Origin of the sequence: Dietzia sp. 111N12-1 (assembly GCF_001658045.1) — a bacterium.
GTDB lineage: Bacteria > Actinomycetota > Actinomycetes > Mycobacteriales > Mycobacteriaceae > Dietzia > Dietzia kunjamensis.
In genome coordinates, this window is the sequence record NZ_LSSV01000025.1 from 1 (window position 1) to 25,085 (window position 25,085).

At 70.7% G+C, this 25,085-nt stretch carries 24 protein-coding genes and 1 pseudogene; 13 read left to right on the top strand and 12 right to left on the bottom strand.

All coding sequences use genetic code 11. The features are described from left to right. Positions 1-251: 251 nt before the first annotated feature. Together AYO52_RS05125 and AYO52_RS05130 are read right to left on the bottom strand one after the other, a co-directional pair. The gene (locus tag AYO52_RS05125; protein ID WP_067714151.1) at positions 252-668 is read right to left on the bottom strand and encodes a cytochrome c oxidase subunit 4; all 417 of its coding nucleotides are present in this window, start codon (positions 666-668) and stop codon (positions 252-254) included. 36 nt (positions 669-704) lie between these two features. Beyond that, entirely contained in the window at positions 705-1,772 is a 1,068-nt protein-coding gene (locus AYO52_RS05130; RefSeq protein ID WP_067714301.1) for a cytochrome c oxidase subunit II, read from the bottom strand. 280 nt (positions 1,773-2,052) lie between these two features. Between AYO52_RS05130 and asnB the strand changes: the two genes are divergently transcribed. After that, on the top strand, positions 2,053-3,978 hold the full coding sequence (asnB, locus tag AYO52_RS05135; RefSeq protein WP_067714154.1) for an asparagine synthase (glutamine-hydrolyzing): 1,926 nt from the start codon (positions 2,053-2,055) through the stop codon (positions 3,976-3,978). Between the two features lie 18 nt (positions 3,979-3,996). Here the strand turns inward: asnB and AYO52_RS05140 are convergent, their stop codons facing one another. Together AYO52_RS05140 and AYO52_RS05145 are read right to left on the bottom strand one after the other, a co-directional pair. Beyond that, the gene (locus AYO52_RS05140) at positions 3,997-4,974 is read right to left on the bottom strand and encodes a carbohydrate kinase family protein (RefSeq protein ID WP_067714157.1); all 978 of its coding nucleotides are present in this window, start codon (positions 4,972-4,974) and stop codon (positions 3,997-3,999) included. 73 nt (positions 4,975-5,047) lie between these two features. Then, on the bottom strand, positions 5,048-5,395 hold the full coding sequence (locus tag AYO52_RS05145; protein WP_067714160.1) for an iron-sulfur cluster assembly accessory protein: 348 nt from the start codon (positions 5,393-5,395) through the stop codon (positions 5,048-5,050). A 166-nt stretch (positions 5,396-5,561) separates the two neighbouring features. Here AYO52_RS05145 and AYO52_RS05150 point away from each other — a divergent pair, with 166 nt between their 5' ends. From AYO52_RS05150 to AYO52_RS05160, 3 genes are read left to right on the top strand one after another with little or no spacing between them, the layout of a single operon-like run. After that, a complete protein-coding gene (locus AYO52_RS05150; RefSeq protein WP_067714163.1) occupies positions 5,562-6,257 on the top strand; it encodes a DUF3043 domain-containing protein in 696 nt (231 codons plus the stop codon). 41 nt (positions 6,258-6,298) lie between these two features. Next, entirely contained in the window at positions 6,299-8,047 is a 1,749-nt protein-coding gene (gene cobT / locus AYO52_RS05155) for a nicotinate-nucleotide--dimethylbenzimidazole phosphoribosyltransferase (RefSeq protein WP_067714166.1), read from the top strand. 6 nt (positions 8,048-8,053) lie between these two features. After that, entirely contained in the window at positions 8,054-8,830 is a 777-nt protein-coding gene (locus tag AYO52_RS05160; protein ID WP_067714169.1) for an adenosylcobinamide-GDP ribazoletransferase, read from the top strand. A gap of 9 nt (positions 8,831-8,839) precedes the next feature. Here AYO52_RS05160 and AYO52_RS05165 read toward each other — a convergent pair whose 3' ends face one another. Then, positions 8,840-9,931 (bottom strand): branched-chain amino acid aminotransferase, encoded by a 1,092-nt coding sequence (locus tag AYO52_RS05165; protein WP_067714172.1) that lies wholly within the window; start codon positions 9,929-9,931, stop codon positions 8,840-8,842. 32 nt (positions 9,932-9,963) lie between these two features. Continuing rightward, positions 9,964-11,076, bottom strand: a complete 1,113-nt coding sequence (gcvT, locus tag AYO52_RS05170; protein ID WP_067714174.1) for a glycine cleavage system aminomethyltransferase GcvT — start codon at positions 11,074-11,076, stop codon at positions 9,964-9,966. Positions 11,077-11,218: 142 nt separating this feature from the next. Between gcvT and AYO52_RS05175 the strand changes: the two genes are divergently transcribed. Next, positions 11,219-12,733: a leucyl aminopeptidase gene (locus AYO52_RS05175; RefSeq protein ID WP_082923790.1), complete on the top strand. Its 1,515-nt coding sequence runs from the start codon at positions 11,219-11,221 to the stop codon at positions 12,731-12,733. A 29-nt stretch (positions 12,734-12,762) separates the two neighbouring features. On the opposite strand, the gene AYO52_RS05180 is transcribed toward AYO52_RS05175, so the two are convergent. Further along, complete coding sequence (locus tag AYO52_RS05180) at positions 12,763-13,128, bottom strand: oxidoreductase (protein ID WP_067714176.1); 366 nt, start codon at positions 13,126-13,128, stop codon at positions 12,763-12,765. A 331-nt stretch (positions 13,129-13,459) separates the two neighbouring features. Here AYO52_RS05180 and AYO52_RS18830 point away from each other — a divergent pair. The 5 genes and pseudogenes from AYO52_RS18830 to AYO52_RS05200 form a co-directional block, all read left to right on the top strand. Beyond that, positions 13,460-13,609 (top strand): annotated as a pseudogene (locus tag AYO52_RS18830) (biotin/lipoyl-containing protein); the annotation flags it as partial. Between the two features lie 252 nt (positions 13,610-13,861). Then, positions 13,862-16,204: a 2-oxoglutarate dehydrogenase, E2 component, dihydrolipoamide succinyltransferase gene (gene sucB / locus AYO52_RS05185; RefSeq protein WP_067714307.1), complete on the top strand. Its 2,343-nt coding sequence runs from the start codon at positions 13,862-13,864 to the stop codon at positions 16,202-16,204. A 101-nt stretch (positions 16,205-16,305) separates the two neighbouring features. Next, positions 16,306-16,983 (top strand): lipoyl(octanoyl) transferase LipB, encoded by a 678-nt coding sequence (gene lipB, locus AYO52_RS05190; RefSeq protein ID WP_067714178.1) that lies wholly within the window; start codon positions 16,306-16,308, stop codon positions 16,981-16,983. Between the two features lie 21 nt (positions 16,984-17,004). After that, positions 17,005-18,021: a lipoyl synthase gene (lipA, locus tag AYO52_RS05195; protein ID WP_067714180.1), complete on the top strand. Its 1,017-nt coding sequence runs from the start codon at positions 17,005-17,007 to the stop codon at positions 18,019-18,021. An 85-nt stretch (positions 18,022-18,106) separates the two neighbouring features. Beyond that, positions 18,107-18,862, top strand: coding sequence for a DUF4191 domain-containing protein (locus AYO52_RS05200; protein ID WP_067714310.1), 756 nt, complete (start codon positions 18,107-18,109; stop codon positions 18,860-18,862). A 91-nt stretch (positions 18,863-18,953) separates the two neighbouring features. Here AYO52_RS05200 and AYO52_RS05205 read toward each other — a convergent pair whose 3' ends face one another. Further along, positions 18,954-19,439, bottom strand: coding sequence for an RDD family protein (locus AYO52_RS05205; RefSeq protein ID WP_067714182.1), 486 nt, complete (start codon positions 19,437-19,439; stop codon positions 18,954-18,956). A gap of 219 nt (positions 19,440-19,658) precedes the next feature. Here AYO52_RS05205 and glnA point away from each other — a divergent pair, with 219 nt between their 5' ends. After that, the gene (gene glnA, locus AYO52_RS05210; RefSeq protein ID WP_067714185.1) at positions 19,659-21,092 is read left to right on the top strand and encodes a type I glutamate--ammonia ligase; all 1,434 of its coding nucleotides are present in this window, start codon (positions 19,659-19,661) and stop codon (positions 21,090-21,092) included. A gap of 116 nt (positions 21,093-21,208) precedes the next feature. Here the strand turns inward: glnA and AYO52_RS05215 are convergent, their stop codons facing one another. Further along, entirely contained in the window at positions 21,209-21,613 is a 405-nt protein-coding gene (locus tag AYO52_RS05215; protein WP_067714186.1) for a hypothetical protein, read from the bottom strand. Positions 21,614-21,801: 188 nt separating this feature from the next. Between AYO52_RS05215 and AYO52_RS05220 the strand changes: the two genes are divergently transcribed. Together AYO52_RS05220 and AYO52_RS05225 are read left to right on the top strand one after the other, a co-directional pair. After that, a complete protein-coding gene (locus tag AYO52_RS05220) occupies positions 21,802-22,218 on the top strand; it encodes a hypothetical protein (protein ID WP_067714187.1) in 417 nt (138 codons plus the stop codon). Positions 22,219-22,263: 45 nt separating this feature from the next. Next, positions 22,264-23,073, top strand: coding sequence for a DUF1206 domain-containing protein (locus AYO52_RS05225; RefSeq protein WP_067714189.1), 810 nt, complete (start codon positions 22,264-22,266; stop codon positions 23,071-23,073). Positions 23,074-23,139: 66 nt separating this feature from the next. On the opposite strand, the gene AYO52_RS05230 is transcribed toward AYO52_RS05225, so the two are convergent. From AYO52_RS05230 to AYO52_RS05240, 3 genes are read right to left on the bottom strand one after another with little or no spacing between them, the layout of a single operon-like run. Next, on the bottom strand, positions 23,140-23,688 hold the full coding sequence (locus AYO52_RS05230; RefSeq protein ID WP_082923796.1) for a DUF732 domain-containing protein: 549 nt from the start codon (positions 23,686-23,688) through the stop codon (positions 23,140-23,142). Positions 23,689-23,703: 15 nt separating this feature from the next. Continuing rightward, a complete protein-coding gene (locus AYO52_RS05235; RefSeq protein ID WP_067714192.1) occupies positions 23,704-24,669 on the bottom strand; it encodes an endonuclease/exonuclease/phosphatase family protein in 966 nt (321 codons plus the stop codon). Then, positions 24,666-25,037 carry a hypothetical protein gene (locus AYO52_RS05240; RefSeq protein WP_240341431.1) on the bottom strand — a complete coding sequence of 124 codons (372 nt, stop codon included), beginning with the start codon at positions 25,035-25,037 and terminating at the stop codon, positions 24,666-24,668. Before AYO52_RS05240 ends, AYO52_RS05235 begins: the two co-directional genes overlap by 4 nt. Positions 25,038-25,085 lie beyond the last annotated feature (48 nt).

Here is a 25,085-nt window from a genome sequence, read left to right on the forward strand (position 1 = left end):
CGCCGCCCCTGGCTCAACCCCCGACCACAAAGCACCCACTGGTACCGACGCGCCCTACGCCTGGCCGCCGAACGCAAAGCCAACACCATGGCCCCACCACCAGACACCCCACCCGACCACCACCACGACCCCGACCCACCACCCTTCTGACCGGCGCGCGGCGAGCCCGGGCCGACACCCTGGTGGCGACAGCACAAAGGCCCGGTGTCGCAGCGTGCGACACCGGGCCCCGGTGGAAGACGGTCAGACGGTCAGTGCTTCTCGCGTCCCCAGTGGTACTCGAAGACCAGGCCGCAGGCGGTGATGACCAGCGCGACGGCGCCGCCGATGAGCACCCACCAGTTCCAGAAGGCCGCTCCGTAGCCGATGATGAAGACCGAGAAGGCCACCAGCACGGGCCAGTAGCTGTGCGGGCTGAAGAAGCCGAGCTCGCCGGCGCCGTCGGAGACCTCTGCCTCCTCGAAGTCCTCGGGCAGGGTGCTGATGCGCCGCGCCACGAAGCGGAGGTAACCACCGATCAGCAGGCTCAGGCCGGCCGAGAGCACGAAGGCCGTGGCGCCGACCCACTCGACGCCCGTCCGAGACGTACCGGTGAGGTAGGCGTACGCGATACCCATGACGGCCAGGAAGATAAACAGGGCGTCGAAAATTCGTACTGTTGCGTTCATCGTTCAGGAATCCTTCGCGTGATACCGGGAGAACCGTCAGTTGCCCGACGCGGTCTCGATGATGTTGTTCTGGTCACGGGTATCGCTGCGTCCGGTCTTGAACGGTGCGGTGGAGGTCGAGTACGGGTCCTGGCCGATCGACTCCAGCGCCTCCGCGTTGGACGCGGTCGGGTTGTCCTGACGGAACTGGATGTACTGGGCGAAGGCCTCCGGCGATACCGCGCGCAGCTCGAAGTTCATCATCGCGTGGTAGACACCGCACATCTCGGCACAGCGTCCGACGAACGCACCCTCGCGATCGATCTCCTCGATCTGGAACATGCTCAACTGCTGGTTCTTGCCCGGGTGCGGCATGACGTCGAGCTTGTAGATGAACTCGGGGATCCAGAACGAGTGGACCACGTCGGCCGACGCGAGGCGGAACTCGATGCGCGTGTCGGTCGGCAGAACCAGGACCGGAACCTCCTCGGAGGTACCGACGGTCTCGATGTTGTTGTAGTGGAGGTACGACTTGTCCTCGGCAAGACGACCGTGGATCGGGCCGCCGGCCGCCGGCTCACCGTCGCGACCCAGGGCCTCACGGACCTCGTCGGAGAGCACACCGGCCTCCTCGGCCGCGCGCTGCGCCTCGACGTTGGTGCCGTCCTCGATGCTGGCCCCCGCGACGTCGACCTTGTTGTAGCCGAACTTCCAGTTCCACTGGTAGGCGGTGACGTCGACCTTGACGCCGACCTCCTCCTGCGGACGGAGATCGAGCACCTTGTTCTGCGTGACCACGGTGAAGTAGAAGAGCACGGAGATGATCACGAACGGCGCAGCCGTGTAGATCAGCTCCAGGGGCACGTTGTACGCAGTCTGGCGCGGGAACTCGCCGTCGTCGTTCTTCCGCTTGCGGTGGAACGCCATCGACCAGAAGATCAGGCCCCACACGAAGAAGCCGACGATGAGCGACGTGATGACGGTGCCCGTCCAGAACTCGCGGATCGCGACGCCCTCCGGGGTGATCCCGGTCGGGAAGCCGAAGTTCATCGTCTGGTTCCACCACTTGTTGTCGGTTTGGAGGCTACAACCGGACAACAGCAAGCCCAATGTGCCGAGAGACATCGCGAGTGTCGCCCTGCGCGTCCGACGACGCCCGTCACGCTGTTCCACCATCACGCCTTCCTGATCAGCGGCACCGACCACGTGGCCGGGACACCTTAAAAGAGTAGACCACGGCTCTCAGAATGGAAGCCGCGGGTCCGGCAATTCACCCGCCCGCTCCCCCACGCCGTCGGCGGGGGGCCGGAGGGGTTCCGCCGACCAGTAGTATTCGATCGCGTCGCGACCCGCTCGGGCGGGTCACCGCTGACGCCCCGACGACGATGGACGAGGTACCCGACGCATGTGTGGCCTGCTTGGTCTGATCACCCCCGACGGCTCCGCCCGTACCCACGAGGCGCGGGTCCTCGGCGCCATGGGGTGCCAGCGCCACCGCGGCCCCGACGAGGTGGGCACCTGGGTCGACGGCGACATGGCCTTCGGGTTCAACCGCCTGTCGATCATCGACATCGCGCACTCTCACCAGCCGCTCCGCTGGGGTCCGCCCGAGCAGCCGGACCGTTACGCGCTGGTGTTCAACGGGGAGATCTACAACTACCTCGAACTCCGCGAGGAGCTGCAGCGCGAGCACGGTGCCGTGTTCGCCACCGAGGGTGACGGCGAGCCGATCGTCGTGGCGTTCCACCACTGGGGCCCCTCGGCCGTCCGCCGGCTCCGCGGAATGTTCGCCTTCGCGATCTGGGACACCGTCGAGCGTTCGCTGTTCGTCGCCCGGGACCCCTTCGGCATCAAGCCCCTGTACATGGCGACCGGACCCGGCGGAACCGTGTTCGCGAGCGAGAAGAAGTCGGTCACCGAACTGATCGACCTCGTCGTCGTCGACACCTCCCTCGACACCCGCGCCCTCCAGCACTACGTCACCCTCCAGTACGTCCCGGAGGACGAGACCCTCACCCGGGGCGTCCGGCGCCTGGAGTCGGGATGCCATGCCACGGTCACCCCCGGCACCGAGCCCGTGATCCAGCGCTACTTCGAGCCCACGTTCCCCGTCGTGCCCGTCGCCGACGGCGACGCCGAGCGCCGCTACGACGAGATCGCCGCCGCACTCGAGGACTCGGTCGCCAAGCACATGCGCGCCGACGTCACCGTCGGCTCGTTCCTCTCGGGGGGCATCGACTCCACCGCCATCGCCGCCCTCGCGCGACGCCACAACGAGAACCTCCTGACGTTCACCACCGGTTTCGAGCGCGAGGGGTACTCGGAGATCGACGTCGCCGCCGAGTCGGCCGCCGCGATCGGCGTGGAGCACATCGTCAAGGTGGTCTCGCCCGAGGAGTTCGCCGCCGCGATCCCCGAGATCATCTGGTACCTCGACGAACCGGTGGCCGACCCGGCGTTGGTCCCGCTGTACTTCGTCGCCCGCGAGGCGCGCAAGCACGTCAAGGTCGTCCTCTCGGGTGAGGGCGCGGACGAACTGTTCGGCGGCTACACCATCTATAAGGAGCCCCTGTCGCTGGCGCCGTTCGAGAAGGTCCCCGGTGGGATCCGTCGTGCGCTGGGCCGACTCAGCACCCGGATCCCGGAGGGCACCCGGGGCAAGAGCCTGCTGCACCGCGGCTCGATGAGCCTCGAGGACCGGTACTACGGCAACGCCCGCTCCTTCTCCGACGCGCAGGTGGAGGCGGTCCTCCGCGACTACCGACCGGAGTGGAGCCACCAGGACGTCACCGCGCCGATCTACGAGCGGTCCCGCGGATGGGACCCCGTCGCGAGGATGCAGCACCTGGACCTGTTCACGTGGCTGCGCGGCGACATCCTGGTCAAGGCCGACAAGGTCACCATGGCCAACTCCCTCGAGCTACGGGTGCCGTTCCTCGACCGTGAGGTCTACGAGGTCGCGTCGCGGCTCCCCCACACCGAGAAGGTCGCCCACGGCACCACCAAGTACGCACTGCGCAAGGCCCTCGAACGGATCGTTCCCGCCCACGTGCTGCACCGGAAGAAACTGGGATTCCCCGTCCCGACCCGTCACTGGCTGGCCGGGCCGGAGTTGCACGACTGGGCACGCGAGCACGTGGCGGCGTCCGGCACCGACGAGTTCGTGGACAAGGCCGCGGTACTGCGGATGCTCGACGAGCACCGCCGCGGCGAGTCCGATCACAGTCGTCGCATCTGGACCATGCTGTGCTTCATGATCTGGCACGGCATCTTCGTCGAGGGCCGGATCACCCCAGACATCGAGCAGCGCGAGTACCCCGTCCGCCTCTAGCAGGAGGCGGCGGGACGGTCAGGCGGGAAGGAGCGCCGACAGTTCCTCGGCGGCCTCGTCCCCGTAGGCATCGACGAGCCGGCGGCGGGCGGCGGCCGGGTCGATGGTCCACTCCTGCGTGCCCGTGGTCTCCAGGACGTGGGTGGCGATGAGGGCCCCGAACTGGGCGGAACGCTCCAGCGACAACCCGTCCAGGACACCGGAGAGGAAGCCCGCCCGGAACGCGTCGCCGACCCCCGTGGGATCCAGCAGGTTGTCCGACGGGACGATCCCGACCTCGATGGGCTCCGCGCCCTGCTCGACGATCACGACGCCCTTCCCACCCCGGGTGGTGACGCGAGTGCCGACCTTGGCGTCCAGCTCCTCGGCCGACCACCCGGTCTTGTTGAGCAGCAGCTCGTACTCGTATTCGTTGGTGAACAGGTACCGCGCCCCGTCGACCAGCTCACCGGCCGCGTCCCCGTCGAGGAACGCGAGCTGCTGGGAGGGATCGGCGGCGAAGTCCAGACCGAGCTCGCGGCACTCCATCGTGTGGGAGTGCATCGCCGTGGGGTCGTTGGCCCCGATGAGCACGATGTCCGGACGGCCGATCCGCTCGGCCAGGCGAGCCAGCGAGATCGTCGCCGCCTCCCCCATCGCACCGGGGTAGAACGACGCGAGCTGCGCCATCTCCGAATCGGTCGTGCACACGAACCGCGCCGTGTGCAGAGCAGAGCTGATGTGGACCGCCGAGCAATCGACACCGTGCCGCTCGAGCCAGTCGCGGTACTCGGCGAAGTCCTCGCCCGCCGCCCCCACCAGATGGGGTCGCCGACCCAGGACGCCGAGCGCGAAGGCGATGTTGCCGCCGACCCCGCCCCGGCGGATCTGCAGCGAATCCACCAGGAAGCTCAGCGACACGTGCGCGAGCTGGTCCGGCAGCAACTGCTCGGAGAAGCGACCCGAGAAGGTCATGAGGTGGTCGGTGGCGATGGAACCTGTGATGACTACGGGCATGCCCCAGACAGTAGACGACCCGGACCGATCGGTGATCGGCCCGGGTCGCCCGGTCGTCAGTGCGACCGCGGCGTCAGTTGAACGAGTCGCCGCATGCGCAGGAGCCCGTGGCCTGCGGGTTGTCGATGGTGAAGCCCTGCTTCTCGATGCTGTCGACGAAGTCGATGGACGCACCGGTCAGGTACGGGACACTCATCCGGTCGACGGCGAGCTTGATGCCGCCGAAGTCGTCGACCACGTCACCGTCGAGCGAGCGGTCGTCGAAGAAGAGCTGGTAGCGCAGGCCCGCGCAGCCACCGGGCTGGACGGCGATGCGCAGCGAGAGGTCGTCACGACCCTCCTGGTCCAGCAGGGCCTTGGCCTTGGCGGCGGCTGCCTCGGTGAGCAGTACGCCGGTAGCGGTGTTCTCCGCAGTGGTCATGTCGGTTCTCCTTGCGATCGGAAGAGGGCTTCGGGGGCGTCGTGAAAGGTTCAACGCCCACCGGGGAGTCCTCTATTCCCCGGCACCCGTTCCCCCGCACACGATACGCCTGCTGTCGCCCATGGGTGAATGTCCGGCGCCGGTGTCGATCGCCTAGCCTGGGTGTGTGAAGTTGCGTGCATTCGGCTCCAGAGACGACGAGAGCGGCAAAGGCTCCCCCGCCCCCGAGGGGCGGCCCGCGTCCGCGGATGCGGCTGCCTCCGAGCCCTCCGGCGACCCGCGCCGCCCCGCGGGCAAGGGGAAGCCGACGCCCCGTCGTCGCGACCAGGAGCGCGCCCGCGGGGTGCGCCAGGGTCCGGTGACCGCGCCGGTCACCCGCAAAGAGGCCAAGGAGCGCAAGAAGGCCGCCCAGGCGACCATGACCAAGGACGAGCGTCGGGCCGCCAGGGCCGGCGAGCGCGCCGCGCGCGAGGAGCGCCGCCAGCTCATGATGGAGGGCGACGACCGTTACGTGCTCTCCCGTGACCGCGGAGAGGTCCGCCGGTTCGCGCGCGACTGGGTCGACACCCACCGGCGCCTCATCAACTGGTTCATGCCGCTCGCCCTGTTCGTGATCGTGTTCCAGCTCATCCCGAACCCGACCCTCATGGTCTACAGCCAGACCCTCTTCCTGGTGCTCATCATGGTCGTCGTCGTCGACGGCATCCTCCTCGGACGAACCGTGAACAAGGCGGTCCGCGAGAGGTTCCCGTCCACCGACGACACCGGTTTCGGCATGGGGTGGTACGCCGTCATGCGTGCGACGCAGCCCCGCATGCTCCGCACCCCCCGGCCCCGGGTCCGCCCGGGCGACGCCATCTGACCCGTCCAGAGCCACTGATCCCCGGAAGGGCCTGACCCCCCATGCGCCTGCTCGTCCTCGGTGGTATCCGCTCGGGCAAGTCCGCCCACGCCGAGTCGGTGGCCGCGGCCACCGACGACGACGTCGTGTACGTCGCCACGGCCCGGCGCGACCCCGGGGACGACGAGATGGCCGCGCGGATCGAGACACACCGCGAGCGCCGGCCCACCCGGTGGGTGACCGAGGAGACGGAGGACATCGTCCGGGTCCTCGCCGACCACCCGACATCGACGGTCCTCGTGGACGACCTCGGAGGCTGGTTGACGCGTCGGATGGACGCCACACTCGGGTGGACCGACGGGGGTGCCGCGGTCGCGGCGGACCTGGACGCCCTCGTCACCGCTGTCGCCGAGCACTCCGGCACCCTCGTCCTCGTCTCGCCCGAGGTCGGTCTGGGAGTCGTGCCGGACACGCTCTCCGGTCGGGTGTTCGCCGATGTGATCGGTTCGCTCAACCGGCGGCTGGCCGGGGTGTGCGACTCGGCGGTCCTCGTCGTCGCCGGTCGCCCCCTCCCCCTCGAGGCCGTGCACCCGACCGCCGGTGGCGCCACTCGCACCCCGGACGCCCGGACGGGGGCGGCCGCCGTGGCCACCGGTACGACGGTGGCCGCCGCCGGCGCGCCCGAGGCCGAGGCCGCGGCCGCGCCCCGGGACCTCGATACCGTCCCCCACGACTTCCCCGGCCTGGGCGACGTGTCGTACTACGACGACCCCGTCGCCTTCCCCCCGGTTCACCCGCCGTCCCACTCCGTCGCCGAGGAGGCCCGCGCCCGGCACCTCACGCTGACCAAGCCCGCGACATCCCTGGGCCGACTCGAGGAGCTCGGTGTCTGGATCTCCTCCTGCCAGGAGACGTGTCCGCCGCGCCCGCTCGACCGCGCCAGGGTGGTGGTGTTCGCCGGTGATCACGGGGTCGCCGGGCACGGAGTGTCCGCGTTCCCGCAGGAGGTCACGCTGCAGATGGCCGACAACATCGTCGGCGGTGGAGCAGCGGTGTCCGTCCTCGCGCGCACGGCCGGCGCCTCGGTCCGGGTGGCCGACATGGCGATGTCGGCCGAGCGACCCGGCGGGCTCGACGACCACAAGGTCCGCCGCTCCAGCGGGTCCATCGACCGGGAGGACGCACTGACCCCCGACGAGGTGCGGGCCGCGATCGCCGCCGGACGCCGTATCGCCGACGAGGAGGTCGACTCCGGGGCGGACCTGCTCATCGCGGGCGACCTCGGCATCGGAAACACCACCCCGGCGACCGTGCTGACGTGCCTCGTCACCGGTCGGGAACCGGTCGAGTTGGTCGGGCGCGGAACCGGGATCGACGACGAGGGCTGGATGCGCAAGACTGCGGCGATCCGGGACGCGATGTTCCGGGCGTCCGGCGATCTGCGGGATCCCGTGGCCATGCTGCGCAAGGTCGGTGGTGCAGACCTCGCCGCGATGGCCGGATTCCTGGCCCAGGCGGCGATCCGGAAGACCCCGTGCCTGCTCGACGGATCGGTGGTCACCTCCGCCGCGCTCATGGCCGAGGCGATGGCACCCGGTTCCCGCCAGTGGTGGGCGGCCGGTCACCGCAGCGCGGAGCCCGCCCACACCGCCGCGCTGACGTACCTGTCCCTCGACCCGATCCTCGAACACTCGATGCGTCTGGGTGAGGGAAGCGGGGCCGTCGCCGCCCTGCCCGTCGTCCACAACGCCGTCGCGATCCTCACGCAGATGGCGACCTTCGCCGACGCCGGGGTCGCCGGCAAGGACTGACGACCCGTGCTCGACGCGGCCCGGCTCGCCCTGTCGTGGATGACGGTCCTGCCGGTCGGCCGGCCCGGGGTACCCGACGCCGCGGCGGCCGGCCGGGCGATGACCGCGATGCCCGTCGTGGGACTGGTGTGCGGCGTCGTGGCGACCGCCCTTGCCCACGGCGCACACGCGTCGGGAGCGGGCGCGCTGCTGTCCGGGGTGGTCGGCGTGGCAGGCGTGCTGGCGCTGACCCGCGGCATGCACGTGGACGCGTTGGCGGACACTGCGGACGGGCTGGGGTCGTACGCCGGCCCGGATCGCGCGCTGGAGATCATGCGGTCCGGGTCCGTCGGGCCGATGGGGGCCGCCGTCCTGGTGTTGGTTCTGCTCGCCGAGGTCGCGGCGCTGGGCACCCTGGTCGACTCGGGCGCCTGGCTCGCCCCGGTCGCCGCCCTCGTCCTCTCGCGCTGCCTACCTGCCGTCCTCCTGCGCCGGGGCGTCCCCCCGGCATCGCCGACCGGTTTCGGCGCGCTCGTCGCCGGCTCGCAGTCGCGCGTCGCCGTGGCGGGGACCGCACTGGTGTGTGCGGCCGCGGGCGCCGCGTTGGCGGGGTCCGGGTGGTCCGCCGCCGCGTGGTGGGCGCCCGTGGTGGGCGCCGCCGCGGGGATCGCCGCCTGTGCCGCGGCGGCGGGGTTCGGTCGTCACGCCGTCCGTCGGCTCGGTGGGATCAGCGGGGACGTCCTGGGAGCGGTGATCGAGACGGGCACCGCCGCCGCGCTCGTGACGGCGGTGCTCCTCCTCTGACGCGGCCGCTCAGGCCAGACGCGTCATCCAGCCGAACGGGTCCTCCACGGAGCCGCGCTGGATCCCGGTGAGCGTCTCCCGCAGGCGCATGGTGATGGCCCCGGGGCCCCCGTCGCCCACCGTGTATCCGCCGCCGGAGTGCTGCACGGACCCGACGGGGGTGATGACGGCGGCGGTGCCACACGCGAACACCTCGGTGATCTCGCCGGAGGCCACGCCCGACTCCCACTCGTCCACGGAGACCTTGCGCTCGGTCACGGGGTAGCCGAGGTGGCGGGACAAGTGCAGGAGACTGTCGCGGGTGACGCCCGGCAGCAACGAGCCGGACAGTTCGGGGGTCACGATCTCGGCGGAGTCGCCGGAGCCGAGGACGAAGAACAGGTTCATCCCGCCCATCTCCTCCACGTACTTCCGCTCGATCGCGTCGAGCCAGACCACCTGGTCGCATCCCTTGGCCGCGGCCTGCTCCTGGGCGCGCAGCGAGGCGGCGTAGTTGCCGCCGAACTTGGCGGCGCCGGTGCCGCCGGGGCTGGCGCGCACGTACTCGGTGCTCAGCCAGACGCTCACGGGGGCCACGCCGCGGGAGAAGTACGCGCCGGCCGGGGAAGCGATCACCGAGTAGAGGTATTCGTCGGCCGGCCGCACGCCGAGCCCGGTCTCGGTGGCGATCATGAAGGGCCGCAGGTAGAGCGCCTCCTCACCGCCGGCGGCGGGCACCCAGTCGCGGTCGATCGCCACGATCTGCCGCAACGACTCCATGAACAGCTCTTCGGGCAGCTGCGGCATGGCGAGGCGCTCCGCGGAGCGGTTGAAGCGGGCGGCGTTCTGCTCGGGTCGGAACGAGGCGATGGAGTCGTCGGCCTGCCGGTAGGCCTTGAGGCCCTCGAAGATCGTCTGCGCGTAGTGCAGGACCACGGCGGACGGGTCGATGGACAGGGGGGCGTACGCCTCCACGACCGGGGTGCCCCACTGCCCGTTCGAGTACGGGAGGGTGACCATGTGGTCGGTGAAGTGCTTGCCGAAGCCGGGGGCGGCGAGGATGGCCTCGCGCTCGGCGGTCGATCTCGGCGAGGCGGACGGACGGACGTCGAACTCGGACATTGCGGGTCTCGTTCCTGGAGGAAGGGGGCGGGTCAGCGGGTGCGGATCTCGATGAGCGGGGGTACCGCGAGGCGGCACGGTACCTCTCGTCCGCGTACGTCGACGACGACCTCGTCGCCCTTCTTCAGACCCGCGTCCAGCTCGATGAACGCGAGCGCGATCCCCGTCTTGAGGGTCGGTGAGAACGTGCCGGAGCTGGTGACGCCCACGTCGCGTCCACCGGCGCGCACGGTCTGTCCGGCGCGCGGGATCCCGCGTCCGGTGACCTCGAGCGCGTACATCCGGCGGGCGGGGCCGGCCTCCTTCTGACGCAGCAGTTCCTCGCGCCCCCAGAAGGCGGGCTTGTCCCAGCCGATGGCCCAGGCGCAGCGTGCCTCGAGCGGGCTGAGGTCCACGGACAGTTCGTTGCCGTGCAGCGGGTAGCCGGCCTCCGTGCGCAGCGAATCGCGGGCACCGAGACCGCACAGGGCGCCCTCGCGGGACAGCACCTGCTCGGCGAGCGCGTCCCAGATCGGGCCGGCCTCGTCCCAGGCGGGCAACACCTCGAAGCCGTACTCGCCGGTGTACCCGGTGCGGCAGATCCGCACGGAGTGTCCGTTCCAGTCGGCGTCGACGTACGCCATGTAGTCGAGGTCGGTCGGCAGCCCCACCGCCTCGAGCACCTCTCCGGCGAGCGGGCCCTGGACCGCGATCACGGCGCGGGAACGGTGTTCGTCGGTGACGGTGACCCCGGGCGCCCGCTCGGCCGCGGCGGCCTGCATCCGGCGGACCACCTCGGCGGTGTTGGCGGCGTTGGGGATGAGGAAGATCTCGGAGTCGGAGACCCGGTAGGCGATGAGGTCGTCCACCACTCCCCCGGACTCGTCGCAGCACAGCGTGTACTGGGCGCTGCCGGCGGCGATCCGGTCGAGGTCGTTGGTGAAGCACGAGTTGACGAACTCCGCGGCGCCCGGGCCGGTCACGAGCGCCTTGCCGAGGTGGCTGACGTCGAACAGCCCGACGGCCGTGCGGGTGGCGGTGTGTTCGGCGACGGTGCCGGCGTACTGCACCGGCATCGACCAGCCGCCGAACGGGGCGAAGGTGGCGCCGGCCTCCACGTGGCGGGAGTGCAGTGGTCCCTCGTGAAGGTCCCCTGTGTCTGTCATGTGGCCACTCCTCGCGCTCTTCGGTCCGGCTGCCTGCCCACGTTAGTCGATAGACTATGGTGCCCTCGCCGTGGCGGTCCCGCCGCGTCGTCCGGGCATCACGACCCTTCCCGTACGTCCCGCCGACCCCCAGGAGCGCTTCATGCCGACCGCGCAGTCGATCCTCACCCACAGCCCTGATCTCGCCCCGATCGAGGCGGTCACGACGCCGGTGGACGCCGACGTCGTGGTGGTCGGTATCGCGGCCGATGCCGGGGCCGGAGAGGATGCGGCGCCCGTCGTCGTCGCCCCCGGCCTGGAGGGTGGGGTCACCGCGGCGCTCGCCGCGGTCGCGCGGTCGGTGGGCGCGTCCACCAAGGTCGCCTCCACCACCCGTGTCCCGGCGCCGGACGGTGTGTCGGCCGGGTCCGTGGTGCTGGTGGGGCTCGGGTCCTCCGACGACGAGGTGTCCGACGAGTCCCTGCGCCGCGCGGCCGGCGCCGCCGCGCGGGCCTGCCGCGGACTCGGGTCCGCCCTGGTGTTGCTGGACGCCGAGCGCGCGGAGCCGGTGGCCCTGGGAGCGGGGCTCGGATCGTTCCGCCCGGCCAAGGTCACCTCGAAGAACGACGACGACGACGAGAACAGCGATTCGCTGAAGGTGTTCGTCGCCGAGGGCGGCGCCGACGCCGTGACCCGCGCCGCCACCGTCGCCGAGTGTGTCGGGCTGGCGCGCGATCTGGTCAACACCCCGCCCAACCTGCTGTTCCCCGGATCGTTCGCCGATCGGGCCGCCGAACTGGCCCGCGACGCCGGTCTGGAGGTCGAGGTGCTGGACGAGGAGGCGCTCACCGAGGGTGGCTACGGCGGCATCCTCGCCGTGGGCGGCGGCTCCTCCCGCGGCCCGCGCATGGTGCGGCTCACCCACCGGGGCGCCGAGGGTCGACCCACCGTGGCCCTGGTGGGCAAGGGCATCACCTTCGACACCGGCGGCATCTCCATCAAGCCGGCCGCCGGCATGGAGCAGATGACCATGGACATGGGTGGCGCCGCGGCCGTCGTCGCCACCGTCATCCTCGCCGCGCGGCTGGGCTTGGATCTCACCGTGGTGGCGACCGTGCCCATGGCGGAGAACATGCCGTCGTCGACGGCGTACCGGCCCGGCGACGTGTTGACCATGTACGGGGGCACGACCGTCGAGGTGAAGAACACCGACGCCGAGGGGCGGCTCATCCTGGCCGACGCGATCGTCCGCGCCTGCGAGGACTCCCCGTCCCATCTCATCGACACCGCCACCCTCACCGGTGCGCAGATGGTGGCGCTGGGCAAGAAGACCCCGGGTGTCATGGGAACCGAGGACTTCCGCGACCGGGTGGCCGACCTCAGCCGGTCGGTCGGCGAGGGCGGGTGGCCGATGCCACTGCCCGAGGAGTTGCGTGCCGGGCTGGATTCCGAGGTGGCCGACCTGACCCACGTCACCCCGCACCGGTGGGGCGGCATGCTCTCGGCCGGACTGTTCCTCTCCGAGTTCGTCGCGGACGGCGTCGAGTGGGCACACATCGACGTGGCCGGCCCCGCCTACAACGACGGTGGCCCGGAGGGGTACCTGCCCAAGGGCGGAACCGGGGTGCCCGTGCGGACCATGCTCGCCGTCCTCGAGGACATCGCCGCCGGAGCCTGAGTCGGCCGCGGGCGGCGGGGTCAGCGCGGCTAGCCCCCCTCGGGCTCGCGCAGCCGGTCGCGGAGGCGCTCGGCCCGCTCGCGCCGCTCACGCTTGATGCGGACCTCCTCGTAGTCGCGCATCCGTTGGGGGTAGCCCCGGACCGCGGCGTCGAACAGGGGCAGCTTCAACTGCGCCGCGAGTTTCCGCGCGGTGGCCACGTCGCCCACCGGTCGGCGGGTCCACTCGCCGTCGAAGGCCACCAGGCACAGGCCGGGGACCGAGACGAGGGTCTCCGGTTCGAGATAGGCCTCCACGCCCACGCGGGTGCGACACCACCGGCGCAGGTGGTCGAGATCGGCCGGATCCGCCCGGACCCGCGGCCCACGACGCCCGAACAGGTCACGGATACCCACCGTCGATCCCTCCCGTCGGGCCCCCGTACGGGGTGAGGGCCTCCTATGGGACACGATCGTACCGACGCCCGACGCCCGTCACGCTGCGGGCGACCGGCGGATCGGGCACCCACCGGGGTCGGGATCGGCACGTCCGCCGACGCCGAGAGGTGGCAGAGGGCACAATGGACGACGATCCTGGGTGGGGGCGCCACCGCGCATCCGGCCCCGGATCGACACGACGAACAGATAACTCACACCCACGACGCCGCTCACGCGGGCGCGGACCGCGCTTGCTGGCAGCGAATGAGAACTCTTGAGGAGTCACGACACCATGGCCTTCTCCGTACAGATGCCGGCTCTCGGTGAATCCGTCAGCGAGGGCACGGTTACCCGCTGGCTCAAGAAGGAGGGGGACACGGTCGAGGTCGACGAGCCGTTGCTCGAGGTCTCCACCGACAAGGTCGATACCGAGATCCCGTCGCCCGCCGCCGGCACGCTGAAGAAGATCGTCGCCGATGAGGACGAGACGGTCGAGATCGGCGGGGAACTCGCCGTCATCGACGACGGCTCGGGCGGGTCCGACGACTCGGACGAGTCCGACGACGACTCCGGCTCCGGCTCCGGCTCCGCCGATGATGCCGACGACTCTGACGACGAGGCCGACCAGGCCGACGATTCCGCGGATGACGAGTCCGCCCCGGCCAAGAAGTCCTCCGGAGGCGGGGGCGGCGGCAAGGGCACCGACGTCGTCATGCCCGAACTCGGCGAGTCCGTCACCGAGGGCACCATCACCAAGTGGCTCAAGTCCGTCGGCGACACCGTCGAGGTCGACGAGCCCCTGCTCGAGGTCTCCACCGACAAGGTCGACACCGAGATCCCCTCCCCCGTCGCCGGCACCCTGCAGAAGATCGTGGCCGAGGAGGACGAGACCGTCGACGTCGGCGCCACCCTCGCCGTCATCGGCGACGGCGACGCCGCGAGCGACTCCGACGACGACTCCGGCGATTCCGGCTCTGACTCCGGCTCCGCCGATGAGGCCGACGACTCCGACGATCAGGCCGACGAGGCCGACGAGTCGGATGCCGCGGACGAGCCCGTGGACGACGAGCCCGCCGAGGAGTCCGCCCCGGCCAAGAAGTCCTCCGGAGGCGGGGGCGGCGGCAAGGGCACCGACGTCGTCATGCCCGAACTCGGCGAGTCCGTCACCGAGGGCACCATCACCAAGTGGCTCAAGTCCGTCGGCGACACCGTCGAGGTCGACGAGCCCCTGCTCGAGGTCTCCACCGACAAGGTCGACACCGAGATCCCCTCCCCCGTCGCCGGCACCCTGCAGAAGATCGTGGCCGAGGAGGACGAGACCGTCGACGTCGGCGCCACCCTCGCCGTCATCGGCGACGGCGACGCCGCGAGCGACTCCGACGACGACTCCGGCGATTCCGGCTCTGACTCCGGCTCCGCCGATGAGGCCGACGACTCCGACGATCAGGCCGACGAGGCCGACGAGTCGGATGCCGCGGACGAGCCCGTGGACGACGAGCCCGCCGAGGAGTCCGCCCCGGCCAAGAAGTCCTCCGGAGGCGGGGGCGGCGGCAAGGGCACCGACGTCGTCATGCCCGAACTCGGCGAGTCCGTCACCGAGGGCACCATCACCAAGTGGCTCAAGTCCGTCGGCGACACCGTCGAGGTCGACGAGCCCCTGCTCGAGGTCTCCACCGACAAGGTCGACACCGAGATCCCCTCCCCCGTCGCCGGCACCCTGCAGAAGATCGTGGCCGAGGAGGACGAGACCGTCGACGTCGGCGCCACCCTCGCCGTCATCGGCGACGGCGACGCCGCGAGCGACTCCGACGACGACTCCGGCGATTCCGGCTCTGACTCGGACGAACAGTCGGCCGAGGAGCAGAACGCCACCGACGCCAAGGACGAGGGCGTGGACGCCTCCGACGAGGACGAGGTCCCCGAGGACACCCCCGAGACCGAGAAGAAGGCCGCCGCCAAGGCGGAGTCCGGGTCCGGGTCGACGTCCGGGAAGAAGGCCGAGCAGAAGAGCAAGAAGAAGGCCGCGAAGCCGCGCGGGTCGGAGAAGTCCGACAGCGGGCCCTCCGGCGACCTGCCCGAGCGGGCCGAGCCCGCGGCGGCCGCCAAGTCCGGGAGCTCGCCGTACGTCACCCCGCTGGTGCGCAAGCTCGCGCAGGAGCACGGCGTCGACCTGGACTCGGTCAAGGGCACCGGCATCGGCGGCCGGATCCGTAAGCAGGACGTCCTCGCGGCGGCCGAGGGCTCGGGTTCCGACTCCGGTTCCGAGACCCCGGCCGAGGAGAAGGCGCCCAGCGGCGGCCCGTCGAAGGCCGGCGTCCGGCCCGAGCTCGCGGAGCTGCGCGGCACCACCAAGAAGGCCAACCGGATCCGCAAGATCACGGCGCAGAAGACCCGTGAGTCGCTGCAACAGACCGCTCAGCTCACGCAGGTCTTCGAGGTGGACATGACCCGGGTGGCGCAGCTGCGCTCGCAGGTCAAGGAGCAGTTCGCCGACAAGCACGGCGCCAAGCTCTCGTACCTGCCGTTCTACGCCAAGGCGGTCGTCGAGGCCCTGGTGTCGCACCCGAACGTCAACGCGTCGTACGACGAGAAGACCAACGAGATCACCTACCACGGGTCGGTGAACCTCGGGATCGCCGTGGACACCGAGGCGGGGCTGCTCTCCCCGGTCATCCAGAACGCGCAGGACCTGGACATCCCGGGGCTGGCCAAGGCGATCATCGACCTGGCCGAGCGGGCGCGGGCGTCCAAGCTCACGCCGGACGACCTCCAGGGCGGCACGTTCACCATCACCAACATCGGCAGCGAGGGGGCCCTGTTCGACACCCCGATCCTCGTCCCGCCGCAGGCGGCGATGCTCGGCACCGGCGCGATCGTGCGGCGGCCCGTGGTGGATGCCGACGCCGACGGCGAGTCGATCGCCATCCGGTCGATGGGCTTCATGCCGCTGACCTACGATCACCGCCTGATCGACGGCGCCGACGCCGGCCGCTTCCTCACCACGGTGAAGGACCGGTTGGAGAAGGCCGAGTTCGACGGTGACCTCGACCTGTGAAGCCGGCTGATCGGTAGGTTCCGCTGACCCCCGCGACGGGCGTCCTCCTTCACGGAGGGCGCCCGTCGTCGTCGTCACACCCCTCGGCCTACCCTGGGGACATGTCGCACACCGGTCAGTCCCTCCGCCGTGACCCGGCGCCCCCGGAGATCCGTCGGCTCGGCACCGTCGAGTACAGCCCCACCTGGGAGCTCCAACGTGCCCTCGCCGAGGAGCGCGCCGACGGGCAGCGGGGCGACACGATCCTCCTCCTGGAGCACCCCGCCACCTACACCGCCGGCAAACGCACGGAGCCGTCCGACCGTCCCACCGACGGGACCCCGGTCGTCGACGTGGACCGCGGCGGCCGGATCACCTGGCACGGACCCGGCCAACTGGTGGGGTACCCGATCGTCGCGCTGACCGACCCCATCGACGTGGTCGAGTACGTCCGTCGTGTCGAGCAGGCCCTCATCTCCACCTGCGCGCGACTCGGCGTGGAGGCCGGGCGCGTCGACGGGCGCTCCGGGGTGTGGTGTGCGGCCTCGGACGGCAGGCCCGAGCGCAAGATCGCGGCCATCGGGATCCGTGTCCAGCGGGGCGTGACGATGCACGGGTTCTCCCTCAACTGCGACTGCGATCTGACCGCGTTCTCGCGGATCGTCCCCTGCGGGATCGTCGACGCCGGGGTCACGTCCCTCAGCGCCGAACTCGGTCGCGTGGTGCCGGTGTCGGAGGTTCTCGACCAGGTCACCTCCGACATGGTGGAGGCGCTGGACGGCCGACTGCCCGTGGCGTGATTCGCGCGTAGGCTTGCGGCCGTGACTGTGACTCCTGAAGGCCGCAAGCTCCTCCGTATCGAGGCCCGCAACGCCGAGACGCCGATCGAGCGCAAGCCGTCGTGGATCCGTACGAAGGCCACCATGGGTCCCGAGTACAAGGAACTCAAGACGCTGGTCAAGACCGGCAGCCTGCACACGGTGTGCGAGGAGGCCGGCTGCCCCAACATCTACGAGTGTTGGGAGGACCGGGAGGCCACGTTCCTCATCGGCGGCGAGCAGTGCACCCGCCGCTGCGACTTCTGCCAGATCGACACCGGCAAGCCCAGCGCCCTCGATCGTGACGAGCCGCGGCGCGTGGCCGAGTCCGTGCGCGAGATGGGTCTGCGCTACTCCACCATCACGGGCGTCGCGCGCGACGACCTGGAGGATGGCGGGGCCTGGCTCTACGCGGAGACCGTCCGCAAGATCCACGAGCTCAACCCCAACACGGGGGTCGAGAACCTCATCCCCGATTTCAACGGGGACCCGGACCAGCTGGCCGAGGTGTTCGAGTCGCGTCCCGAGGTGCTGGCGCACAACCTCGAGACCGTGCCGCGGATCTTCAAGCGGATCCGCCCGGCGTTCCGGTTCGACCGCTCCCTCGACGTGATCCGCGCCGCGCGCGACTTCGGCCTCGTCACCAAGTCCAACCTCATCCTGGGGATGGGCGAGACCACCGACGAGATCGTCGACGCGATGCGCGACCTGCACTCCGCCGGCTGCGACATCCTCACCATCACGCAGTACCTCCGGCCCAGCCCGCTGCACCACCCGATCGACCGCTGGGTCAAGCCCGAGGAGTTCGTCGAGCTGTCCGATCAGGCCCGTGAGATCGGTTTCGCCGGCGTCATGGCCGGACCGCTCGTCCGCTCGTCGTACCGAGCCGGCCGCCTCTACGTCCAGGCGCTGGAGCACCGCGGGCAGGCGGTTCCGGAGCACCTGCAGCAGCTGACGACAGGAGGTTCGGCGTCCCAGGAGGCCTCGAGCGTCCTGGACCGCGAGCGCGCCCGCGTCTGACCCGCCCACAGTCGGCCGGGGCGGGGCACCCCTCGGGTCAGCCGCGGTTCCCGGACCGCGGTGGCGGGCACGTATCCTGATGACCATGGCGAAGAGCGAGCTCACCAAGGCGGACAAGAAGGCGGCCCGGGCCGCTCGGCGGCAGGCGGGCAAGGAACAGCGCGGCCAGATGTGGCAGGCGCTGAAGATCCAGTCCAAGCAGGACAAGCTCCTGTGGCCGCTGATGATCGGTGCGGTCGTCCTGTCGACGGTCGTGTTCTTCCTCCTCGGCATGCTGTGGGGCGGCGAGTGGTGGATGCTCCCCCTCGGTGTGCTCACCGGCCTCATGCTCGCGATGGTGATCTTCTCGCGCCGCGTGCAGAACACGGTGTACGGCAAGGCCGAGGGGCAGCCGGGCGCGGCCGCGTGGGCCCTGGACCAGTTGCGGTCCGGGTGGCGGGTCAACCAGGCCGTCGCCGCCACGACGAGTTTCGACGCGGTCCACCGCGTGGTCGGCCGGTGCGGGATCGTGATCGTGGGCGAGGGCGAGCCGCGCCGGCTCAAGCCGCTCATGGCACAGGAGAAGAAGAAGGTCGCCCGGGTCGTCGGCGACACCCCGATCTACGAGTTGATCGTCGGCGAGGAGCAGGACGCGACCCCCGAGCAGGTGCCACTGCGCAAGCTGAACCGCCGGCTCACCCGATACCCGATGAACATCAGCCGGGCGAAGGTCGACGCCCTCGACACCCGGCTCCGCGCGCTGAGCACCAAGACCGGCATTCAGAACCAGATGCCCAAGGGCCCGGTCCCCCAGGGCGCGAAGGTGCGCAACATCCAGCGCAGCGCCCGCCGCCGCGGCTGAGCCGTCCGCCGTCAGGCTGTCGCAGCCACCGGGCTCACGACGCCCGCCGCCCGTCCCGGGCGGCGGGCGTCGTCTCGTCAGCGGGTACGGATCAACGGGTACGGATCAGAGTGGTGCCGGTGGCGCGGTCGTGCATGCCGCGTCCGTCCTCGTCCTGGATGAGCGGGGGCAGCAGGAAGAAGATGAACACCACGCGCACCAGCGCACGGACGAAACCCACCCGCTCCTCGGCGTCGACCCGTGCCGTGCCGATGCCGACCAGCGCCTGCCCCGGCGTCTGGGCGAACAGCCACACGCAGACCACGCCGCTCACGCCCCACAGCAGCGGCACGGCCCAGCTGGAGACGGCGGAGAACGAGTCGCCCCCCAGCGTCTCCGGGCTGAGCAGCATCACGATGACGGCGACCAGCCCGTAGGCGAGGAACCAGTCCACCGCCAGCGCGCCGACACGAACGCCCAACGGGGCGATCGAGCCCGCGCCGGACGCCGGGAGACCGAGATTCTCACCCTTGTACTTCTGCTCCGGCCCACTGCCGGAGGTGGGGCCGGACAACCATGATCCCGCAACGTCACGCATACTGCCCAGGGTAGCCGGGCGACCTGCCGATCCCCATGTCGGCGATACCCCGCTTCGGGTGACTAAACTGACCCTATTGGGAGGGACCCACCCGGCCGGTGACGTAACACCAGCGAAACATTCGCTTGACGGCCGGGCAACACCTCGCCCATATCGTGAGGTCACCGCACGACGGGAGACACCGGTTTCCCGTCGCACTTCAGAGACGAGGAGCGAATCGTGGCATTCTCCACGCCGGACGAGGTCATCAAGTACGTCAAGGACGAGGGCGTCGAGTACGTCGACATCCGGTTCACCGACCTGCCGGGTAACGAGCAGCACTTCACGATCGCCGCAGCGGCGTTCGACGAGGACATGTTCGAGGACGGCCTGGCCTTCGACGGCTCCTCCATCCGGGGGTTCCAGTCGATCCACGAGTCCGACATGATGCTCCTGCCGGATGTCGCGACGGCCCGTCTCGACCCCTTCCGCAGGGCCAAGACGCTCAACATCAGCTGCTTCGTCCACGACCCCTTCACCCGTGAGGCCTACAGCCGCGACCCGCGCAACGTCGCCCGCAAGGCCGAGGAGTACCTGCTCTCCACCGGCATCGCTGACACGTGCTTCTTCGGGGCCGAGGCCGAGTTCTTCGTCTTCGACTCCGTCCGCTACGGCTCCGGCACGAACCACGGCTTCTACGAGGTCGACTCCAGCGCCGGCCACTGGAACACCGGTGCCTCCCAGGAGGCCGACGGTTCGGCCAACCTCGGCTACAAGGTCCGCGAGAAGGGCGGGTACTTCCCGGTCGCCCCGTACGACCACTTCGTCGACCTGCGCGACGAGATGTCGACCAATCTCACCAACGCCGGTTTCGAGCTCGAGCGTCTGCACCACGAGGTGGCCGGCGCCCAGCAGGAGATCAACTACAAGTTCAACACCCTGCTGCACGCCGCGGACGACGTCCAGCTGTTCAAGTACATCGTCAAGAACACCGCCTGGAAGAATGGCAAGTCGGCCACGTTCATGCCCAAGCCCCTCTTCGGCGACAACGGCTCGGGCATGCACGCCCACCAGTCGCTGTGGAAGGACGGCAAGCCGCTGTTCCACGACGAGTCCGGCTACGCGGGGCTGTCCGACATCGCCCGCTACTACATCGGCGGCATCCTGCACCACGCGCCGTCGCTGCTGGCATTCACCAACCCCACGATCAACTCGTACCACCGGCTCGTCCCGGGCTACGAGGCCCCGATCAACCTTGTGTACTCGCAGCGCAACCGCTCGGCGTGTGTCCGGATCCCGATCACCGGCAACAACCCCAAGGCCAAGCGCATCGAGTTCCGCTGCCCCGACTCGTCCGGCAACCCGTACTTCGCGTTCGCCGCGATGATGATGGCCGGCATCGACGGTGTGAAGAACAAGATCGAGCCGATGGCCCCGGTCGACAAGGACCTCTACGAGCTCCCGCCGGAGGAGGCCGCCGACATCCCGCAGGCGCCCACCTCGCTGCCCGCCGTCATCGACCGTCTCGAGCAGGACCACGAGTACCTCACCGAGGGTGGCGTGTTCACCGAGGACCTCATCGAGAACTGGATCTCGTACAAGCGCGAGAAGGAGATCGCCCCGGTGAACCTCCGTCCGCACCCGCACGAGTTCGAGCTCTACTACGACTGCTGACCCTCATGCCCGCCCTGACCTGCCCCGCGCAGGCCGGGGCGCGCATCGACTTCGGTCGTAGTGCCGGGCGCCGCCCGCGCGGTCATCACCTCGATGGCCGGGCGGGCGGCGCCTTTCTAGCTACTCGCGTGGCCGAAGGTCCACGCATCCACCGACGAGATCCGGACGCGCATGACCGGGATCGGAGCCTTCTCTCCCCTCTGCCAGGCGTCCGTGACGTGGATGAACGAGGCCACCCTGTCCTCCCCGTCCAGTGCCTCCTCGTACTTGGTGATGCCGATCTGCCGGAATGCACTGGCCTGGGCATCAGCCACCTGCTCGGACTTCTCATCACCCGTCAGCGCGTCGAAGGTGGCCGCCTGGATCCGCATGAACTCACCCTCGGTGGTGAGGTTCCCTTCCCAGGTGTTCCCGTCGATCACCAGGGTGATCGGGAAGTTCACGGGAGCCTGCTCGATGCCCTCTGCCATCTGGCGGAGCAGGTAGTCGAGGTCGGTTGCGCCTTCATTGCCGGTAGTCACAGCTCGAGTGTATCGGCGCCGGGCGGGCACACCGCCGGGACGCGGTCGTCCCGCACACCCCGCTACAGCTGCTGAGCCCCTCCGGAGCGCAAAACCCTGAACCGCCCGGCCGTCCCGGCCGGTACGCCTACGGTGGTGGCAGGTAAGCAGCCACTGCCGGGCAGGACGCCGGGAAGGAGCCGGACCACATGGACACCGACGAGTTCGACTTCCGGAGTTCCTCGCCCCGGGCCCGGCCGCTCAAGGTCGTCGCCGCAGCACTGGATCCCGGACACGACCCCGAGACCGACCGGCAGGGACAGGGGCAGGGCTATCCGGTCCTGCTCAAACTGTCGAGGGTGCTGGCCCCCGAGGAGGCGCGCCTGATCCTCGAGCGCAACCCCTTCCTCCACGCCGTGGCCGGTTCCCGGAAGCTCATCGCCATGGACACCTCGGTGGAGACGCTCCGTGAGCAGAAGGACCGACTCCAGCTCCTGCTCGCCGAGGTCGAGGCCGACGCCCTCGCCGAACAGGCGCGGATGCGGATGGAGGAGCACCGCGCGGCCGAACTGCGGTTGGCGGAACTGCGCCGTCGCAACGAGGTCCTCGGCGAGATCGAGTGGTGACAGGGTTCGAGTGGTGAATCCGCGGCGACGTGGGAGAGTTCACCCATGAACTCCCCGATACGTTCTGCCACCCTCTCCGGCGCCGCGCGCTCCGCCGCCGACCATCCCGCGCTCGAGTGGCTGGCCCGCGCCGGATACGTCATGAACGGCGTGCTCCATCTGCTCATCGGCTGGATCGCCGTCAGGATCGCACTCGGGTCGGGCGGCGGCGAGGCGTCCAACTCGGGTGCGCTGGCGGAGATCGCGAGCGCACCGGGCGGTCAGGTCATGCTATGGGTCGGCGCCGTGGGCTTCCTCGCGCTGGGTCTGTGGCAGATCACCGAGCTGGTCCTCGGGTCCGAGGAGACCTCTGACCGGATCAAGGCCGCGGCCAAGGCGGCCGTGTACGTGGTCCTGGGACTGACCACCGCGCGGTTCGCCTCCGGGGGCGGGGGGTCCGATTCCGCGACCGCCTCCGGCGCCACGGCCGGGCTGCTCGGCTCCGGGGTGGGGAAGATGGCCCTGGTCGTCGCCGGGATCGCCATCCTCGCGGTGGGCGGCTACCACGTCTACAAGGGGGCCACCACGAAGTTCGTCGAGGACCTCGACCGCACCGGGTCCGGGGAGGTCGGCCGGGCCATGATCATCACGGGCCGGGTGGGGTATGTCGCCAAGGGCATCGCCTTGGCGATCCTCGGGGGCCTGGTGATCGCGGCCGTCGTGACCGCGGATCCGGAGAAGGCGGGCGGGCTGGACGCCGCACTGCGGGCGGTCGGCGAGCAACCCTTCGGTCAGGTACTGCTGGTGCTCACCGGGGCAGGGATCGCCCTGTACGGCCTCTACTCGATCGGGCGGGCCCGGTACGGCCGGATGTGACCCGGCCGCGCAGGGCGTGACACGGCCGAGCACTCGCCCGCCGGGCGTGACCCGGCCCGGCGTGCCTCAGCCGAGCTTGGGGAAGTTCCCCGGGCAGTAGGTCCCCACCGCGGCGCCGAGGAAGAAACCCTGGCCATCCGCGTCGAGGCGGGCCCGCTCACCCAGCCATCCGGAGACCTCGTCCATCTGCTGCCCGCCGTCGAACCGGCCGCAGGCCTCGGTGGCCGTGGCGACCGGGTCCACGCCCTCGGGCAGGACGACACCCCGCCGCTCGAGCAGGGCGACGAAGTCCCCCGCACCCGGAGCCGGTGGCGCGGTCTCCGCGGGAGCGGGTTCCGGAGCGGGTGCGGGCGCGTCCTCGGGCGGAGGCAGTGGCTCGGGCTCCCCCGGCATCGGCTCCGGAGCCGGTGACTGCGGCGGAGGGGGCGGGACGGGACCGGTGGGCTTCTCCGGCCGCTCCTCGGCGAACGGCGACGACGAGGCGGCCGACGCGGCCGGGTCCGAGGACACCTCCGGGGCCTGACCGTCCACCGTCGCCCCGCCGCACCCCGCGAGGAGGGCCACCGCCGCGGCCGAGGTGACGCCGCTGGCGATCAGGCGGATGCGTGAACTCATGGTGCGCATGCTAGGTCACCGCGCCCGCGGCGCGGGCAGAAGCACCGTCGCGATCACGCCGCGATGGTCCGTCCTGGCCACCTCCACGGTGTCCGTGTCCCCCACCGCGACCGCTCCGCGGGCCAGCACGTGGTCGATCCCGATGAGCGGGGGGATCCGTCGACCCGCCGGCCAGGTGGGCACCCAGCCGTCACTCCCGCCGGAGACGGAGTCGGTGTACCCGAGGCCCCTCAGGTCACGGAACCGTACGTGATCCCAGGTGGCGTTGAAATCCCCGCCCACCACCACCGGCGCGGGTCCGGGAAGGCTGCCGAGGTACCAGCGCAGGCGATCGGCCTCCTCCACGGCGGCGGGGGCGTCGAACACCGGGGCCACCGGGTGCGCGGCCACCACCGTCACCGGGCCGCCCGGCCCCGCCATCTCGGTGCGTACCAGCCCGAGGCTGAAGCCCGGGACCCGCTCGGGCGGGGAGAGCGGGAACCGCGACCACACCGCGACCCCCTGCGTCGTGGGAGCGGTCGAGGCGGCCTCGTGCGGCAGCAGCCCCGTGAGACCCGCCGTGCGCAGCGCGTCCGCCGCCTCCGGGGTCGTCTCCACGGTCATGAGCAGATCGACCCCGCCGGTGCGGACTGCCCGGACCACGTCGTGTGGGGCGGCTCGGCCGAACTCGAGGTTCTGCACCATCACCCGCATCGGGATGCCCTCGTCGTCGTCGATCTGGCGTGGCGGTGCCACGAGGGGCCCGTACTGGACCACCCCGGCACCCACCAACACGACGGCGATGATCCCGAGCAGCACCGACCGCGCACGCAGTGCCGCGATCAGGGCCACCAGGGAGAACGCCCAGGCGGCGACCGCGAAGCTCGCGAGCACCGGTACGGCCGGGATCTCCGAGCGGGAGTGGTGTAGCGCCACACCCGCGCCGGCGACGAGCGCGGCGAGGACGGCGACGGCCCGGGCGACCGGGCGGCGAGGGCTCAACGCAGGAACTTGCGCAGGTCCCCCAGCGCGGCGATCACGCGGTCCAGGTCGTCGCCGTTACGCACCATCGAGCGCACCGTCTCGGCGACCGACGCCACGGTCGGTGAGGACGACGACGCAGCCCCGGGCGCGGCGGGACCTTCCACCGGGTGGCCCACCAGCGCGCCGGAGGCCGCACGGGCCGATCCCGCCCGACGGCGGTCCGGGCCGAGGTCCACCTCGAAGCGGTCGCCCTTGTCGTCGGAACCGAGGCAGCGGACCCGCTCGTCGGCCGGCACCCCGGCGGCGCGGACGGCGTCGACGAACTCGTACAGCTCGCCGTAGGTCACGCCGTCGAGGGTGAGGGTGAGGTTCATGGTCACAGGCATGGACCCAGGTTATCGGCGTGGGAGCCCCCGCCGCATCAGGGACGACCC

Coding starts and splice junctions, on each gene's coding strand:
- AYO52_RS05125 (WP_067714151.1), bottom strand. CDS start 668: ATGAACGCAACAGTACGAATTTTCGACGCCCTGTTTATCTTCCTGGCC.
- AYO52_RS05130 (WP_067714301.1), bottom strand. CDS start 1,772: ATGTCTCTCGGCACATTGGGCTTGCTGTTGTCCGGTTGTAGCCTCCAA.
- asnB (WP_067714154.1), top strand. CDS start 2,053: ATGTGTGGCCTGCTTGGTCTGATCACCCCCGACGGCTCCGCCCGTACC.
- AYO52_RS05140 (WP_067714157.1), bottom strand. CDS start 4,974: ATGCCCGTAGTCATCACAGGTTCCATCGCCACCGACCACCTCATGACC.
- AYO52_RS05145 (WP_067714160.1), bottom strand. CDS start 5,395: ATGACCACTGCGGAGAACACCGCTACCGGCGTACTGCTCACCGAGGCA.
- cobT (WP_067714166.1), top strand. CDS start 6,299: ATGCGCCTGCTCGTCCTCGGTGGTATCCGCTCGGGCAAGTCCGCCCAC.
- AYO52_RS05165 (WP_067714172.1), bottom strand. CDS start 9,931: ATGTCCGAGTTCGACGTCCGTCCGTCCGCCTCGCCGAGATCGACCGCC.
- gcvT (WP_067714174.1), bottom strand. CDS start 11,076: ATGACAGACACAGGGGACCTTCACGAGGGACCACTGCACTCCCGCCAC.
- AYO52_RS05175 (WP_082923790.1), top strand. CDS start 11,219: ATGCCGACCGCGCAGTCGATCCTCACCCACAGCCCTGATCTCGCCCCG.
- sucB (WP_067714307.1), top strand. CDS start 13,862: ATGCCCGAACTCGGCGAGTCCGTCACCGAGGGCACCATCACCAAGTGG.
- lipB (WP_067714178.1), top strand. CDS start 16,306: ATGTCGCACACCGGTCAGTCCCTCCGCCGTGACCCGGCGCCCCCGGAG.
- AYO52_RS05200 (WP_067714310.1), top strand. CDS start 18,107: ATGGCGAAGAGCGAGCTCACCAAGGCGGACAAGAAGGCGGCCCGGGCC.
- AYO52_RS05205 (WP_067714182.1), bottom strand. CDS start 19,439: ATGCGTGACGTTGCGGGATCATGGTTGTCCGGCCCCACCTCCGGCAGT.
- AYO52_RS05220 (WP_067714187.1), top strand. CDS start 21,802: ATGGACACCGACGAGTTCGACTTCCGGAGTTCCTCGCCCCGGGCCCGG.
- AYO52_RS05225 (WP_067714189.1), top strand. CDS start 22,264: ATGAACTCCCCGATACGTTCTGCCACCCTCTCCGGCGCCGCGCGCTCC.
- AYO52_RS05230 (WP_082923796.1), bottom strand. CDS start 23,688: ATGAGTTCACGCATCCGCCTGATCGCCAGCGGCGTCACCTCGGCCGCG.
- AYO52_RS05240 (WP_240341431.1), bottom strand. CDS start 25,037: ATGCCTGTGACCATGAACCTCACCCTCACCCTCGACGGCGTGACCTAC.